Raw genomic sequence first — 17,196 nt, forward strand, 5'->3', positions numbered from 1 at the left:
CCGTGAGATTATCCGCCATTCTCAACCCAAAAACCCCAAGACCCGATGATGCGGCTTGGGGTTATCTGACTGCTTGGCTAAAAATCTTATCCCAACAAAATTTCTCCACTCATACCATCAATGCTTATCATCAAAGCATCATTCGCTTGCTGAATTTTTTAGAAAATCAACAAAAAAACCTACTGCACGCCACTCGCTTGGACATTGAACAATATTTTGGCACTCGCCTAGAAGAAGACGGCTTGCAAGTCAGTAGTATCAAACAAGAATTGGCAGGCATTCGTAAATTTTGCCAATATCTGACTGAGCAACATTACTTGGCTTACAATCCCACCACAGGCTATAAGCTAAAAACCCAACCCAGAAATCTACCCAAAGTCGCTGATGAATCGCTCATCGCTCGCCTACTAGACCAACCAATGCCATCAGAGCCAATGGCTGCACGACTGTGGGTGCGAGATAAGGCAATGTTTGAATTGATGTACAGTAGTGGATTGCGGGTCTCAGAATTGGTTGGGCTGAACATGGGCGACATCAATTTTGATGAGAAAATCGTACGAGTGCTGGGTAAAGGCAATAAAGTCCGCCAAGTGCCTGTTGGTTCCAAGGCTTTGATTGCCATCAAGCACTACCTACCCCATCGAGATTTGTGGCAAGAACAAAACAGCAATGCCCTATTCATCAGCGAACGATTTGGAACCAGATTATCGGTGCGTGCAGTACAACTAAGACTGACCGCCTGTGCAACACGAGCAGGCATAGAACTGTCCTTGCACCCACATCTGCTGCGACATTGTTTTGCCTCTCATTTGCTGACCGCCAGCGGTGATTTGCGTGCTGTTCAAGACATGCTTGGGCATACTAACATCAGTACCACGCAGATTTATACCCAAGTGGATTTTGGTACGCTATCACAAGTTTATGATGGCACACACCCCAGAGCCAACAAAAAATCACGCCCAACATGACGCTCATCAAGCGACACACCAGCAATTTAATGCCCATCATTTGTCTGATATTGGCTTAGCTCAATCAAATTACCATCAGGGTCTTGGATATAGATGGATTGAATTGTACCAACCGCCCCTGTGCGTGTCACAATGCCATCAATGATGGGTATCTGTCTTTGATGTAAAAATTCAAGCCATGCCTTTAAACCACCATCAACCAATAAGCACAAATCAGCACTGCCTGTGGTGGCATGCTTGGCATTGGGCAACACAGGATTGTCTTGATGATGTAGGTTGATTTTTTGCTGACCAAATCCCAAAGCATGACGATGATGACCAAAAATCATGTGCGTCATACCCAAAATCTGAGTGTAAAACGCCACGCTTTGCTCAATATCCGACACGGTCAATACCAAATGATCAAGTCCGACCACCTTCATTCATCATCTCCTTGTTTGACGGTAAAGTAGTTTTGGTAATTTTTTATTCATCATCATTAACATCACAAGATTGCACATGATGACTTGGCAACTCGACCAAAAAACAGTTTTTTGTTGATAATTATTTCACAAAAATTAGGCATGAACACCCTTGGTGCATATAACCAAAAATTAAAAACCGCCCATGATTACCATCATGGCGATGAGTACATCATCGAGACTGACTCTCATGACAACATGGAATTTGGTTGTATTTTGTGCAGTGTTGTGCATTGATGATTCATTGCAATCCATGTAGCAATCACATGATGAAAGATAAGTTTTTTACAATAAATAAACCCCAAGATAGCACTCTTGGGGTTTATTGTCAATGTAGCAAAAGCAGATTACATCATACCGCCCATGCCACCCATACCGCCCATGCCTGCCATAGCAGCAGCACCGTTATCAGCGGTTGGCTTGTCGGTAATCATCACTTCGGTAGTCAGCATTAGACCTGCCACGCTGGCAGCGTGTTCTAGTGCTGAGCGAGTCACTTTGGCTGGGTCAAGGATACCCATTTCAAGCATATCGCCATATTCGCCAGTAGCAGCGTTATAGCCATAGTTGCCAGAGCCATTTTTAACCGCATTGATGATGACAGAGGCTTCTTCGCCAGCATTGGTAACGATTTGGCGAAGTGGTGCTTCCATCGCACGGCGAAGAATATTGATGCCAGCATTTTGGTCATCATTGTCGCCTTTTAGCTCGCTAAGTGCCGCCAAAGCACGCACCAACGCCACACCACCACCAGGCACAACACCCTCTTCAACAGCAGCACGAGTGGCATGCAGGGCATCGTCCACACGGTCTTTCTTCTCTTTCATTTCTGTTTCGGTTGCTGCACCAACTTTGATGACCGCCACACCGCCAGACAATTTGGCAATGCGTTCTTGTAGTTTTTCTTTGTCGTAGTCGCTGGTTGATTCTTCGACTTGACGGCGAATCGCTTCCACACGCTCGCTGATGGCGGTTTTGTCGCCAGCACCGTCCACAATCACGGTATTTTCTTTGCCAATGGTCACTTTCTTGGCAGTACCTAGATGAGCAATTTCAGCAGTTTCAAGGCTTAGACCAACTTCTTCTGAAATGACCACACCGCCTGTCAAGATAGCGATGTCTTGTAGCATGGCTTTACGACGGTCGCCAAAACCAGGTGCTTTGACTGCACAGGTTTTTAGACCGCCACGCAAGTTATTGACCACCAAAGTTGCCAACGCTTCGTTTTCTACATCTTCGGCGATGATAAGAAGTGGACGGCTGGTTTGCATGACTTTTTCAAGCAAAGGCACGATTTCACGGATATTGCCGATTTTTTTGTCCACAAGCAAAATCAATGGATTGTCAAATTCACAAGTCAAGGTATCTTGCTTGTTGGCAAAATATGGGCTGATGTAGCCACGGTCAAACTGCATACCCTCAACCACTTCAAGAGCGTCCTCAAAACCTGAACCCTCTTCAACAGTGATGACGCCTTGCTTGCCAACTTTTTCCATCGCTTGACTAATCAGCTCGCCAATCTTAGTGTCTGAGTTGGCAGAGATAGAGCCAACTTGGGCAATGGCTTTATGGTCATTGGCAGGTGTTGCTAATGCTTTGATTTCTTCAACAGCAGCACGCACCGCTTTATCGATACCACGCTTTAAGTCCATTGGGTTCATGCCAGCAGCAACGGTTTTCATACCTTCAACCAAAATAGCCTGAGCAAGAACAGTCGCAGTGGTCGTACCATCGCCTGCCACATCATTGGTCTTAGAGGCGACTTCACGCACAAGCTGTGCACCCATGTTTTCAAATTTATCTTCTAGCTCGATTTCTTTGGCGACAGACACGCCATCTTTGGTGATGGTTGGTGCACCAAATGATTTGTCAATCACAACATTGCGACCTTTTGGGCCTAAGGTAACTTTGACGGCGTTGGCTAGGATATTCACGCCATCAATCATCTTTTCACGGGCATTTGTACCAAAACTTACATCTTTTGCCATGTTTTTTCTCCGAACGATTGTAATTTTTTAATCAATTATGCTTCTAGCACGCCAAGCACATCGCTTTCTTTCATGATGAGCAATTCTTCGCCATCAACTTTGACCGTTTGACCAGCGTATTGGCTAAACAGCACCACATCGCCAACTTTGACATCTAAGGGACGCACACCATTGTCGGTGATTTGACCATTACCAGCAGCGATGATGGTGCCTTGTTGTGGCTTTTCTTGGGCAGAACCTGGCAATAGGATACCGCCAGCGGTTTTTTGCTCTTCTTCGGTGCGGCGAACCACGATGCGGTCGTGCAATGGACGAATTTTCATAAAAACTCCTTAACTTTGACAATTATTTTTTCATTAAGCAAATGATTTGCTCAAAATCTTGGCTTACAGATGGTGTTTGTGGTGCAATTTTTCAAGCAATTTTTTACAAATAGCCATAAATTTTTTCTTGATTGATGCCAGATTGTCCGTCAATTTACCCAGACCGCCACAAAAATATCCAAATCTTAGCAAATAAACCAAATTGTTACGCAATCTTGGGAAAATTTGACACAAGCACTACAAACAAAAGCGATTATTTACTTGAAATTGTAACAAAAATTGTCCATTATAAGCACACAAACACAGATTTCTATCAGATGATGGAGTTTTATAATGAAAATGACTAAAACAATCCTAGCATTAAGCACTCTTGTTATGTTGCCAGTTGCCAGCTTGGCAGCTGATTTACCAGCGTTTTCTGCCACTTATAATGTCAGTGCTGACGGCTTTAAAGGCAGTGCCACTCGCACCCTAACCAAGTCAGGCAATAGCTACAAATACAGAGTATCAGGCTCTGCCGCCAAAGTTGCCAACCTAAGCCAAGAGGCCAATTTTAGCCTATCTAACAACCAAATCGTCCCAAATAATGCACAAATGTCAGCAAAAATCTTAGGCATTGGTAATACACACAGCATTAAATTTAATAATGCGGCAAAAACTGTGGTCAGTACCTATAAAGGCAAAAGCAAGACGCTCAATATGAGCCGTCAAGCCTATGATGACCTTAGCATGGAGGCTCAAATTCGCCAAGAACTCATCAATGGCAAGTTTAGTGGCAGCTACCATCTGGTCAAAAAGAATGAGATTGAAGTCACCAAATTCAAAAAAGCAGGCAACAGCAAAATCACTGTCCCTGCTGGCACTTATGAAGTGATTCGCATTGACCGCATTCATCACGACACCGACCGTGCAACCAGCTTTTGGCTAGCACCACAGCTAAACTATCTGCCCGTCAAGGTCAGTCAAATCGCTGATGGCAAGGTCATCTCGATGGAGCTAAGCAGAGTTAATCAATGATTGGATAAGTAAATCGATGGCACAAGTACATTAGGTGGTTGTGCCATTTTTGTGCATGGCAGGCAATCGTTTTAGTAGCACAAACAGCAGTCCGTTAATCAATACCAGTAGCACAGTTTGAATGATGCCATAGAACAGCAAGACAGTTGGCAGCTGCTGATACACACCCATCAATAATTGCACACCTGCCACACCTAAATAAATCAGCGTCACAAAACTAAGCACAATCAACGCATAAGGCTTTTTACCGTGCCAAATCCAGATACTGCCAATCAACGCAGGTAAATATGCCAGCAATTGCACACTAAAAAATTTCAACCAGTCTGATGATGTCATCATCGTCAATATCACAGGGTGCACCACCACCCCCATCACCAGCCACAGCCCCCAACTCAAACGCAATTTTTGCTGAATTGGTGCAACGGGCTTGGGTTGTTTATCGGTTGCTTTCATACCATTTCCATTACTTGATGAGCTGTAAAGCAGTCTGTGCCAATCTACTGCCTTGTGCCATTGCCAAGATTTTTTCGTCTTGGCTGAGTGTCAAATCATGACGAGACCCCGACACACCTGTTGCCCCATAAGGCGTACCGCCACGAGTGGTGTGTGATAACTCAGGGTGCTTATATGGTAAACCCATCACCATCATGCCGTGATGCAATAATGGCATCATCATCGTCAAAAGAGTGCTTTCTTGACCGCCGTGCAAACTGCCCGAACTGCCAAACACACACGCAGGCTTGCCCTGCAAACCGCCAGACAGCCAAACCGACACCGTATTATCCCAAAAATACTTCATATTTGCCGACATATTCCCAAAATACACAGGGCTGCCCAACGCCAGACCGATGCAATCATGCAAATCATCAGCCGTGCAATACAAATCGCCAGCGTCAGGAATGACATCTGCCACCTGCTCGCAAACGGCAGAAACTTTTGGTACGCAGCGAATACGCACCCCAACCCCAGCGTCCGTCACGCCCTGTGCAATCAGATACGCCAGCTCTTTGGTTGTGCCGTGTGCCGAATCATACAATACCAAGATATACTCTGACATCATTGACCTCTTATTGATGTGATGTTTGCCCATATTATAGCAAGTTTTGGCATAAAAATCGCATCACACAACTCATCGTGATACACAATTACTCACATAAAATCCCAAAATGTTGGTGCATTTTTTGATACACTATACAGATTAAACAAACAACTTGATTGATTTTTTATTACCATGACTCATTTATTAAACAAACTTCCTTTTGCTCATCATGGCTGGTTCATGTATTTACGCCTGCTGTTTCGTCATTTTACCCAAGATGAATGCCAGCAAAAAGCCGCCAGCCTGACTTATACCACGCTACTGTCCATCGTACCTGTTTTGACGGTTGTGCTGGTGGTGTTTTCCAGCATTCCAGCCCTACAAGGCGTGCGAGAACAAGTCCAAAACATCATCTATGATAATGTCATGCCATCATCTGGCGTACAAATCAGTCAATATATCCAAACCTTCGCCGAAAAATCAAGCAATCTTGGCATTGTGGGCGTACTGGGGCTGTTTGTTACGGCCATTTTGACACTCAACACCATCGAACATACATTCAACCATATTTGGCGAGTGCAAGAGCGTTCTGGCGGTATGGCAAGCCTGATTCGTTACTGGGTCATGATTACGCTTGGCCCGATTGTGCTTGGTGTGATTTTTGGTGCATCTAGTGCCATTCAAAGCCTAAGTTTTTTGAACCAAAAATTTGCAGGCTACGGCATTGATTGGGGTGTTTGGGCGTATTTGGTGTCTTTTGCCCTGATGGTGGCAGGCTTTATTGGCATGTATTGGTTTATCCCAAAAGCACAAGTACCCATCAAAAACGCTGCCATTGCAGGTTTGGTCATCGCCATTTTGTTTGAAACACTCAAACAAATTTTTGGCACGGTGATGAGCAACTTTACCAGTTATGAGGCGATTTATGGTGCTTTTGCCGCTTTGCCGATTTTTTTATTGTGGATTTATTTGTCGTGGAATTTGATTTTATTGGGGGTGCAAATCAGCTACACCTTGACCATTTTTGATACCAAAGAGACACCCGTTCGTCACCCATTGCTTAGCCTGCTTGATATGCTAAATTTGGCATACAAAAAATATCAACAAGGCGAAAGTGTCAGTGAAAATGAACTGCGTGGTATGTTGGGTCGCAAGGAATTACCAAAATGGAATATCTATCTAGGTCAATTATTAACCAATAATCTACTCATCCCCACCAAAGATGGGCAATACACCCTCAAAACTGACCTAAAAACCGTTAATTTATGGCAATTTTACAAAAAGCTCCCTTATCCTTTGCCCATTCGAGATGAATTGGAGCAGCTGGTGTCAGCCGATAATGACCCATGGTTTGATGAACTGTATGATGAGCTGATTAAAATTGAAAAAGTCGCCAGCAAAGAATTAGACATCACGCTGACCGACTTGTTTGATGGCGTACCACTTCGTAAAAAACAGCCCATCGTCAGCATTGATGATGAAGACCATCAAGAAACTGGCGAACTGCTGGGTTTTGACCAAAAAGCTCGTAAAACCATCGATGAATTTGGCAATGCCGTCATCATTCCAGATGGTAAGGGCAAGTCTGCAACCACACTCAAAAAACTCATCAGCTCAGTACCAGCTTTCATCACACGACATCTATCTAGATTTAAGCGATGAGTTTTTATCCCTGCCATCCCTACTTTTGGCAGGGATTTTTTTATAAAATTTTATCGCAAACATCAAATCCATCGCACCAAAAAAAGTAGTCAAAGCACCATTGGCGATGTCGTTAAGATGCACGCCATGATTTGCCATGGTTAATGTAAAAAATCCAACGCAAGCCATCACGCCATGATGAGACTGACGAATGATTTTTGTGGTGTACTAAGATGAATTTGACATCACTTTTAGCCGACACAAGCCATCATATTGTCATGGCTTGCTTGTTTTGATGGTGTAATGGTATCCAAACGGTCATTATGACACCCCATCAATCCATCGCAATGACATCAAGCATAGATTTAACATAATCCAGCAAAATGATACCAAAAAACACCGATGTCATCTTAGCTGCAATCAAAAACCCCAAATCGACTGACTTGGGGTTTTTGATTGATTGGCTTGTGAATTTAATTAGAATTCATAGCCTAAACCAACGCCTGCACCGATGGTTTTTTGGGTATTGGCATCGACATTCATCTTAATCGTGATTCTGCCATTGTCGCTACGGCTTGAAAAGCCCACAGCAACCGCAGCTTGGTCTCGATAAGAACCTAAGCCAAATGCCAGCATTGATTTGCCAACCGTGCTTACCTGTGGCAAGGCGGCAGTAGCACGAGAACCTGCCAAACCTGCTTCTAGGTTTTGCTCCACACCATCAATGTGCTGACGCAAATTGTTGATGTATTGGTTGGTTGCAAATAACTGCGACCCATTGACAGCATCGGTTGAATTGGCAGAAATCACACCTGGTGCAACATTGCTCACCACATTATGACCCATATTGACCGTACCTTGTGCATTGACCGTTAGGCTATTTGTCGTGATTGCATTGGCTGTTACCGTGTCGGCTGTCAGCGTGTCTGCAACTTTAACATTGTTAAACGATACATCATCGGTCGTGGTGATGCTTAATTTACCAGCATTTTGGGTGATGGCGATGTTATCACCTGCATTGATGGTAACCGTATTACCTGGATTAACCAGCTCTTTGCTTGAACCTGATACCTTGCCTGTGCCAGATGCACTGGTGGTTAGGGTAAATCCTGAGTTGTTAATCGCTTTGGCAACATCATCAGCAGTCACCAATGCAGCAGTCGCCACCGCCAAGTCTTGTTGGGCGTTAGTCACAGCGGTTTGGGCTGCTTGACGCTCCGCTGGTGTGGCGGTTGTTGGCAATTTCGCCAATGCAGTTTGGGCATTGGTTAATGCAGTTTGGGCATTAGTCACAGGACTGATGGCAGAACCTGCTTTTTCTTGACCTGCTGGAACACCCTCAATGCTGGCTGTATGTGCGTCAATCTTGACGGTGCTATTTTTACCATCGCCATTTGTAACGGTAGCGATTGTGCCTTTGCCATCAATAAAGTTGATGTTGTCGCCAGCTTGTACCACATCTTTGGTTTCGCCATTGTTTTGCAGATTCCAATCGCCAGCTGCTTGACCTACCTCGCCATCTTTACCATCTCTACCATCTTTGACTACGGTAGTGGTGGTGCCATTGACATCGGTAACGGTGATGGTATGGGTGCCATCTTGATTGTTGGTTACTGTGGCGATGGCATTTTGACCGTCTTTACCGTCTTTACCATCAGCACCTTTTTCACCTTGGTCACCTTTGTCACCTTTTAGGCCTTGGATACCTTGTTCGCCTTGGTCACCTTTGTCACCTTTAGCACCGTCTTTACCGTTCTTGATGTCAAAGGTTTTTTCGCCAGTAGCATCAGTGATGGTGACGGTTGAGCCTGTGTCGTTGGTGTCAACGGTTACAGTTGGGCTAAAGCCGTCAGCACCTTTTTCACCTTGGATACCTTGTTCGCCTTGGATACCTTGTTCACCTTTTAGGCCTTGGATACCTTGTTCACCTTGGTCACCTTTGTCACCTTTTAGGCCTTGGATACCTTGTTCGCCTTGGTCACCTTTGTCACCTTTAGCACCGTCTTTACCGTTCTTGATGTCAAAGGTTTTTTCGCCAGTAGCATCAGTGATGGTGACGGTTGAGCCTGTGTCGTTGGTGTCAACGGTTACAGTTGGGCTAAAGCCGTCAGCACCTTTTTCACCTTGGATACCTTGTTCGCCTTGGTCACCTTTGTCACCTTTTAGGCCTTGGATACCTTGTTCACCTTGGTCACCTTTGTCACCTTTTAGGCCTTGGATACCTTGTTCGCCTTGGTCACCTTTGTCACCTTTAGCACCGTCTTTACCGTTCTTGATGTCAAAGGTTTTTTCGCCAGTAGCATCAGTGATGGTGACGGTTGAGCCTGTGTCGTTGGTGTCAACGGTTACAGTTGGGCTAAAGCCGTCAGCACCTTTTTCACCTTGGATACCTTGTTCGCCTTGGTCACCTTTGTCACCTTTTAGGCCTTGGATACCTTGTTCGCCTTGGTCACCTTTGTCACCTTTAGCACCGTCTTTACCGTTCTTGATGTCAAAGGTTTTTTCGCCAGTAGCATCAGTGATGGTGACGGTTGAGCCTGTGTCGTTGGTGTCAACGGTTACAGTTGGGCTAAAGCCGTCAGCACCTTTTTCACCTTGGTCACCTTTGTCACCTTTTAGGCCTTGGATACCTTGTTCACCTTGGTCACCTTTGTCACCTTTTAGGCCTTGGATACCTTGTTCGCCTTGGTCACCTTTGTCACCTTTAGCACCGTCTTTACCGTTCTTGATGTCAAAGGTTTTTTCGCCAGTAGCATCAGTGATGGTGACGGTTGAGCCTGTGTCGTTGGTGTCAACGGTTACAGTTGGGCTAAAGCCGTCAGCACCTTTTTCACCTTGGATACCTTGTTCGCCTTGGTCACCTTTGTCACCTTTTAGGCCTTGGATACCTTGTTCGCCTTGGTCACCTTTGTCACCTTTAGCACCGTCTTTACCGTTCTTGATGTCAAAGGTTTTTTCGCCAGTAGCATCAGTGATGGTGACGGTTGAGCCTGTGTCGTTGGTGTCAACGGTTACAGTTGGGCTAAAGCCGTCAGCACCTTTTTCACCTTGGTCACCTTTGTCACCTTTTAGGCCTTGGATACCTTTTTCACCTTGGTCACCTTTGTCACCTTTTAGGCCTTGGATACCTTGTTCACCTTTGTCACCTTTTAGGCCTTGGATACCTTGTTCGCCTTGGTCACCTTTGTCACCTTTAGCACCGTCTTTACCGTTCTTGATGTCAAAGGTTTTTTCGCCAGTAGCATCAGTGATGGTGACGGTTGAGCCTGTGTCGTTGGTGTCAACGGTTACAGTTGGGCTAAAGCCGTCAGCACCTTTTTCACCTTGGATACCTTGTTCGCCTTGGTCACCTTTGTCACCTTTTAGGCCTTGGATACCTTGTTCACCTTGGTCACCTTTGTCACCTTTTAGGCCTTGGATACCTTGTTCGCCTTGGTCACCTTTGTCACCTTTAGCACCGTCTTTACCGTTCTTGATGTCAAAGGTTTTTTCGCCAGTAGCATCAGTGATGGTGACGGTTGAGCCTGTGTCGTTGGTGTCAACGGTTACAGTTGGGCTAAAGCCGTCAGCACCTTTTTCACCTTGGTCACCTTTGTCACCTTTTAGGCCTTGGATACCTTGTTCGCCTTGGTCACCTTTGTCACCTTTAGCACCGTCTTTACCGTTCTTGATGTCAAAGGTTTTTTCGCCAGTAGCATCAGTGATGGTGACGGTTGAGCCTGTGTCGTTGGTGTCAACGGTTACAGTTGGGCTAAAGCCGTCAGCACCTTTTTCACCTTGGATACCTTGTTCACCTTTTAGGCCTTGGATACCTTGTTCGCCTTGGTCACCTTTGTCACCTTTTAGGCCTTGGATACCTTGTTCGCCTTGGTCACCTTTGTCACCTTTAGCACCGTCTTTACCGTTCTTGATGTCAAAGGTTTTTTCGCCAGTAGCATCAGTGATGGTGACGGTTGAGCCTGTGTCGTTGGTGTCAACGGTTACAGTTGGGCTAAAGCCGTCAGCACCTTTTTCACCTTGGATACCTTGTTCGCCTTGGTCACCTTTGTCACCTTTTAGGCCTTGGATACCTTGTTCGCCTTGGTCACCTTTGTCACCTTTAGCACCGTCTTTACCGTTCTTGATGTCAAAGGTTTTTTCGCCAGTAGCATCAGTGATGGTGACGGTTGAGCCTGTGTCGTTGGTGTCAACGGTTACAGTTGGGCTAAAGCCGTCAGCACCTTTTTCACCTTGGATACCTTGTTCACCTTTTAGGCCTTGGATACCTTGTTCACCTTGGTCACCTTTGTCACCTTTTAGGCCTTGGATACCTTGTTCGCCTTGGTCACCTTTGTCACCTTTAGCACCGTCTTTACCGTTCTTGATGTCAAAGGTTTTTTCGCCAGTAGCATCAGTGATGGTGACGGTTGAGCCTGTGTCGTTGGTGTCAACGGTTACAGTTGGGCTAAAGCCGTCAGCACCTTTTTCACCTTGGATACCTTGTTCGCCTTGGTCACCTTTGTCACCTTTTAGGCCTTGGATACCTTGTTCGCCTTGGTCACCTTTGTCACCTTTAGCACCGTCTTTACCGTTCTTGATGTCAAAGGTTTTTTCGCCAGTAGCATCAGTGATGGTGACGGTTGAGCCTGTGTCGTTGGTGTCAACGGTTACAGTTGGGCTAAAGCCGTCAGCACCTTTTTCACCTTGGTCACCTTTGTCACCTTTTAGGCCTTGGATACCTTGTTCACCTTGGTCACCTTTGTCACCTTTTAGGCCTTGGATACCTTGTTCGCCTTGGTCACCTTTGTCACCTTTAGCACCGTCTTTACCGTTCTTGATGTCAAAGGTTTTTTCGCCAGTAGCATCAGTGATGGTGACGGTTGAGCCTGTGTCGTTGGTGTCAACGGTTACAGTTGGGCTAAAGCCGTCAGCACCTTTTTCACCTTGGATACCTTGTTCGCCTTGGTCACCTTTGTCACCTTTTAGGCCTTGGATACCTTGTTCGCCTTGGTCACCTTTGTCACCTTTAGCACCGTCTTTACCGTTCTTGATGTCAAAGGTTTTTTCGCCAGTAGCATCAGTGATGGTGACGGTTGAGCCTGTGTCGTTGGTGTCAACGGTTACAGTTGGGCTAAAGCCGTCAGCACCTTTTTCACCTTGGTCACCTTTGTCACCTTTTAGGCCTTGGATACCTTTTTCACCTTGGTCACCTTTGTCACCTTTTAGGCCTTGGATACCTTGTTCACCTTTGTCACCTTTTAGGCCTTGGATACCTTGTTCGCCTTGGTCACCTTTGTCACCTTTAGCACCGTCTTTACCGTTCTTGATGTCAAAGGTTTTTTCGCCAGTAGCATCAGTGATGGTGACGGTTGAGCCTGTGTCGTTGGTGTCAACGGTTACAGTTGGGCTAAAGCCGTCAGCACCTTTTTCACCTTGGATACCTTGTTCACCTTTTAGGCCTTGGATACCTTGTTCGCCTTGGTCACCTTTGTCACCTTTTAGGCCTTGGATACCTTGTTCGCCTTGGTCACCTTTGTCACCTTTAGCACCGTCTTTACCGTTCTTGATGTCAAAGGTTTTTTCGCCAGTAGCATCAGTGATGGTGACGGTTGAGCCTGTGTCGTTGGTGTCAACGGTTACAGTTGGGCTAAAGCCGTCTTTACCATTTTTGATGTTTAGTTCCTTTTGACTACCATCTGGCTGAGTGATAGTAATAATGTACCCATCATCAGTTTCTTTGGTTTCAAACAATGTACCTTTGATGGTAATTTCACGCACATTATCTTTGGTTTCGCCATTTACAATGATGCCTTGCTCACCGATGAATTTGACTTCATTGGCATTTTTGACCACATCGTTGTAACGGTTACCAGAAGCAGAAACAACCCAACCCATATTACGCAAGTCACCCACAGTGGCAACAGTACTGTCCACAACACTAGTGTTAGCTAAGTTAAGTAGTGGTGCAGTGCCTCCTGTTATACTGATTGGATTGATTGATACATGATTGATGCCAAGTCCGCTTTGTACATTACTAATACTAATCGGATTGCCGATGGTATTTGGTTTGGCATTTGGATTGATAGCATTGACAACAATGTTGTCTTTTTCAATTTTCTGATCGGTTGGGTTGCCATTTTCGTCTAACACATAGTATTCATCACCCACTTTGGCAACTGGCTTACCATCTTTGGTGGTGTAAGAGACTGGCAGACCAATCACATTGACCTTGATATCACTTGAATTTTTGTCAGAATTAGTGGCGATGGTAACTTTGGTATTAGCACCATCAACAAAATTAACTTTATCACCAAACTTCACATCATCTTTATCAGTGGCATTTTCTTGTAGTTTCCAGCTGCCATTTTGAAGCACAGAATAAATCTGCGAGCCATTGATGGCGTCAGTAGAGCGAGCAGAAATCTCACCTGCGGCCACATTAATCAGGCGGCGTTCGCCATCTAAGCCATCACCATAGACATGGTCGGCTTTATCACGACCGATTGATACCACGCCCGCTGCCCTTTCGCCAGCAAATCCGCCATAGGTAATATCACCAATCGTTGCTTGGTTAATCTTGTCTTTGATTTGACCATCAGCATCATAACTGTCATTGTTGATGGTTGCCGAGTATTCAGACGCACGAGAACCCAAAATCACATTGTCCGACTTAGTCAGCGTATCAATTTCACGACCCAATACCACTGTACGGTCAGCCGTGTTACTGATTTGAACTGCATCGCCAATTGCCACTGAGCCACTACCTGCGTTGATGGTATTACGACCAATAGAGATTGCGGTAACATCGGTCGCCTGTGAATTTGTACCAATAGCAATGGCGTCATTCGCCAACGCTTTGGCAGTATGACCGATGGCGGTTGAGCGGTAGCCTGCATTTGCCAAATCGCCTGCTTGGGCTTGATAGCCCATTGCTACGCCAAACTGGGTATTTGCTTTACTTTCTGTACCGATGGCAACTGTATTGGCAGCGTTAGTGGTCGCACCTGTACCTACCGCAAAGCTGTTTGTGCCTGTTGAATTGGCTCTTGTACCAATGGCATAACCGCTTGTACCATTTGCGATTGCAGTCGTACCGATGGCAGTGCTGTCCACGCCTTTGGCATTGGCTTTATTGCCCAATGCCAATGAGCGGGCAAGCTCGGTACTTGCATTATGACCAATGGCGATTGCACTAGCACCCTGTGAGTTTGCATCAAGACCCACCGCCAAAGAACGGTTGCCAATTGCATTAGCACGATTACCGATGGCAATTTCAGCATATCCGCCCTGTTTGCCTGCGGTTGCAGATTCGCCCAATGCCACTGCATTTTGACTCAAAGCTTTGGCTTTATAAGCAATGGCAGTACTGCCATAGCCTTGGGCTTTGGCAGTAGTACCGATGGCAGCGGCATACTGGTTGGTGGTCTCAGCTTGGTCGCCAATCGCCATTGCTGAACCTTGACCTGCCACTTTGGTTTTTGCTCTATGACCCAAAGCAATGGAGTTTTTACCCCTGACGGTTGCTTCATCGCCTAATGCAATTCCTGATGCTGCATTGTAATTATCGGCTGACACATCCGCCTTAAAACCAATAGCAACTGATTTTTGACCATTTACAATAGCATTTGTACCCATTGCAATACTGTTAGAAGACTGCTGTGCATTGGCGACACCTGTTTTGGTGACAGCATTATAACCCACTGCAATGGCATTCTCGCCCAATGCTCGGGCATGGACGCCCGCCGCCAAAGCTTTTGCACCTGATGCACCACCTGTGCTATCAACAGTATCTTTGTTGGTTGCGATAGGTGTTGCTGTTTTGTTTGTATCATTAACGTGGAAGTAGTTTCGTTTTGCTGTTGTTGCATCTATCGTGGGAAGATGAGCATTTACAACCGGCAAGCCGGTATTCACATCAACAAGCTGCTTTGCATCCAGATTATAGGCATAGCGATCGTCATTTATAGTTCTAAGGGCATTTAGGTACAGGTCCCCAAAATTTCTAGGATCTGAAGGAATGTATTGAAGATTATTTGTAATCCAGTTATGCGCCACTTCAATTCTCTGTGTCGTCGATAGCGAAGAGATAGGAACTAAATTTGGTTGTGCACCAGGAAAGAACTGAGCCTGTGCCACAGAGGCAGTTAATACCACTGCGGTGGCAATGGTGGCTACCTTGATGGATTTGGTCTTGCCTTTGGCTTTGGCGTACTCGGCAACTGCTGTCCATGTTTGTGTAGCATGATTAAATACAACACGATAAAACTTGTTCATAAATTCCTACCTTGGTTAATGAAACAATCAATCAAAAAGTGCACATAAATAATACAAATATACTATGTGATGTCATAAATATGACCCATATTTCCCCATTATAACTATCTTTTGCTAAAAAATAAATAAACTAACAGGCATTTTTTTATATTTTATTTTTACATCAAATAATTTATATAAGTATTGAAATTACTTATTTTAATTAAGAATATATATAATGATTGTTTTTATTTATCGATATAACCATTAGTTTTATTAAATTGTATATAATTTACCCATCAAATATATAAGAAAATCACCTAGAAAAATTAGATAATCCAATGATTGTCATCAAAAATAAATATTATAAATATTTTCTTAATTATAAAAAAATAATAAAATTTTGATAATATCATGATAATTGTATATATATTAAGCACTTAGCTCAAAATTTGACCATAGGGGGGTAGAAAGGACTTTTATTTTTGGATAAAAAATTGATGAATGATTTTTAATGATTGTGATATAAAATGTATAAAATTTATACAAAAAAATGGCGAAATTATCGCCATTGTCGCCAGCCAAATCGCTCCATCACTTGCCCAAATTGCTCATCAATGGGGGCGGTGATGCACATCTGATTGCCTGATATAGGATGCTCAAATGATAAAGTGCGTGCGTGTAACAACAATCGCTGCACCCCCAGATTGGCGGTGATGGCACGATTTTGGACTTTATCACCATAGGTGGTGTCGCCCACGATTGGGTGAAAGATGTGCTTCATATGCCGCCTAAGCTGGTGCTTGCGTCCTGTGATGGGTGTCAGCTGTCCCAACGAATACCGAGAAGTCAAAAAGCGTTGGCATGACACAAAGGGCTGTTCGGTGGTCGCAAGACAACGATAGTCTGTGATGGCATCTTGGGCAGGCTTCTCACTACTGGCGAACTTATCGGCTATCTTATCAAGGCGTGGTTTGAGCGGATAATCAATCCGTCCACACTCTGGCAAATGCCCACGAAGCACCGCCCAATAGGTTTTTTGTACATCATGACGCTCAAACTGCAACGATAATGTGTGTGCCGTTTGGCTATCCAAAGCCATGAGTAGCACCCCTGAGGTTGGGCGGTCAAGTCGATGTACGGGATAGACCAGTTGTCCGATTTGGTCTCGCAGGGTTTGCATCACAAAAACACTTTCGTGCTTATCCAGCCAAGAACGATGCACCAACATACCCGCAGGCTTGTTGATGGCGACAATGTGTTCGTCTTGATATAAAATAGGCAAGACTGTCATAAACGCACCAAATATAGTAAATTAAGCTCAAAACACATGATATTAAGTTTTCCGTTCGCCCTGAGCCTGTCGAAGGGTAGGAAAACTTTCACCCGCAGGCAAACTCGGGGCGAACGGTTTTGATGATTTTTGAAGTTAAATCACTATAATACCTATCTACAAAAAAACCAAGCATAAAAACCACTCGCAACAAACCAACCATCACGGTGGCGATTACTTTTATAAAAACTTAG

11 protein-coding genes are annotated in these 17,196 nt (G+C 44.8%); 4 read left to right on the plus strand and 7 right to left on the minus strand.

Annotated features, from left to right (window positions below):
* Positions 1-2: 2 nt before the first annotated feature.
* Positions 3-968 (plus strand): tyrosine-type recombinase/integrase, encoded by a 966-nt coding sequence (locus LU297_RS03165; RefSeq protein ID WP_263076961.1) that lies wholly within the window; start codon positions 3-5, stop codon positions 966-968.
* A 26-nt stretch (positions 969-994) separates the two neighbouring features.
* Here LU297_RS03165 and LU297_RS03170 read toward each other — a convergent pair whose 3' ends face one another.
* A complete protein-coding gene (locus tag LU297_RS03170; RefSeq protein ID WP_263076962.1) occupies positions 995-1,390 on the minus strand; it encodes a VOC family protein in 396 nt (131 codons plus the stop codon).
* A gap of 141 nt (positions 1,391-1,531) precedes the next feature.
* On the opposite strand from LU297_RS03170, the gene LU297_RS03175 reads away from it, so the two are divergent.
* On the plus strand, positions 1,532-1,666 hold the full coding sequence (locus LU297_RS03175; protein ID WP_263076963.1) for a hypothetical protein: 135 nt from the start codon (positions 1,532-1,534) through the stop codon (positions 1,664-1,666).
* Between the two features lie 110 nt (positions 1,667-1,776).
* Here LU297_RS03175 and groL read toward each other — a convergent pair whose 3' ends face one another.
* Both groL and LU297_RS03185 read right to left on the minus strand, forming a co-directional pair.
* Positions 1,777-3,417, minus strand: coding sequence for a chaperonin GroEL (gene groL / locus LU297_RS03180; protein ID WP_263076964.1), 1,641 nt, complete (start codon positions 3,415-3,417; stop codon positions 1,777-1,779).
* 35 nt (positions 3,418-3,452) lie between these two features.
* Positions 3,453-3,740 (minus strand): co-chaperone GroES, encoded by a 288-nt coding sequence (locus LU297_RS03185; protein WP_263076965.1) that lies wholly within the window; start codon positions 3,738-3,740, stop codon positions 3,453-3,455.
* A 333-nt stretch (positions 3,741-4,073) separates the two neighbouring features.
* Between LU297_RS03185 and LU297_RS03190 the strand changes: the two genes are divergently transcribed.
* A complete protein-coding gene (locus tag LU297_RS03190; RefSeq protein ID WP_263076966.1) occupies positions 4,074-4,757 on the plus strand; it encodes a DUF3108 domain-containing protein in 684 nt (227 codons plus the stop codon).
* A gap of 30 nt (positions 4,758-4,787) precedes the next feature.
* Here LU297_RS03190 and LU297_RS03195 read toward each other — a convergent pair whose 3' ends face one another.
* Together LU297_RS03195 and wrbA are read right to left on the minus strand one after the other, a co-directional pair.
* On the minus strand, positions 4,788-5,210 hold the full coding sequence (locus LU297_RS03195; RefSeq protein ID WP_263076967.1) for a hypothetical protein: 423 nt from the start codon (positions 5,208-5,210) through the stop codon (positions 4,788-4,790).
* A 10-nt stretch (positions 5,211-5,220) separates the two neighbouring features.
* Positions 5,221-5,817, minus strand: coding sequence for an NAD(P)H:quinone oxidoreductase (wrbA, locus tag LU297_RS03200; RefSeq protein ID WP_263076968.1), 597 nt, complete (start codon positions 5,815-5,817; stop codon positions 5,221-5,223).
* A 171-nt stretch (positions 5,818-5,988) separates the two neighbouring features.
* Here wrbA and LU297_RS03205 point away from each other — a divergent pair, with 171 nt between their 5' ends.
* Positions 5,989-7,458, plus strand: a complete 1,470-nt coding sequence (locus LU297_RS03205) for a YihY family inner membrane protein (RefSeq protein ID WP_263076969.1) — start codon at positions 5,989-5,991, stop codon at positions 7,456-7,458.
* A gap of 456 nt (positions 7,459-7,914) precedes the next feature.
* Here LU297_RS03205 and LU297_RS03210 read toward each other — a convergent pair whose 3' ends face one another.
* Both LU297_RS03210 and truC read right to left on the minus strand, forming a co-directional pair.
* Positions 7,915-15,690 carry a YadA-like family protein gene (locus tag LU297_RS03210; RefSeq protein ID WP_263076970.1) on the minus strand — a complete coding sequence of 2,592 codons (7,776 nt, stop codon included), beginning with the start codon at positions 15,688-15,690 and terminating at the stop codon, positions 7,915-7,917.
* A gap of 541 nt (positions 15,691-16,231) precedes the next feature.
* On the minus strand, positions 16,232-16,963 hold the full coding sequence (truC, locus tag LU297_RS03215; protein ID WP_263076971.1) for a tRNA pseudouridine(65) synthase TruC: 732 nt from the start codon (positions 16,961-16,963) through the stop codon (positions 16,232-16,234).
* Positions 16,964-17,196: the final 233 nt, after the last annotated feature.

The organism is Moraxella nasicaprae (assembly GCF_025643275.1).
GTDB lineage: Bacteria > Pseudomonadota > Gammaproteobacteria > Pseudomonadales > Moraxellaceae > Moraxella > Moraxella nasicaprae.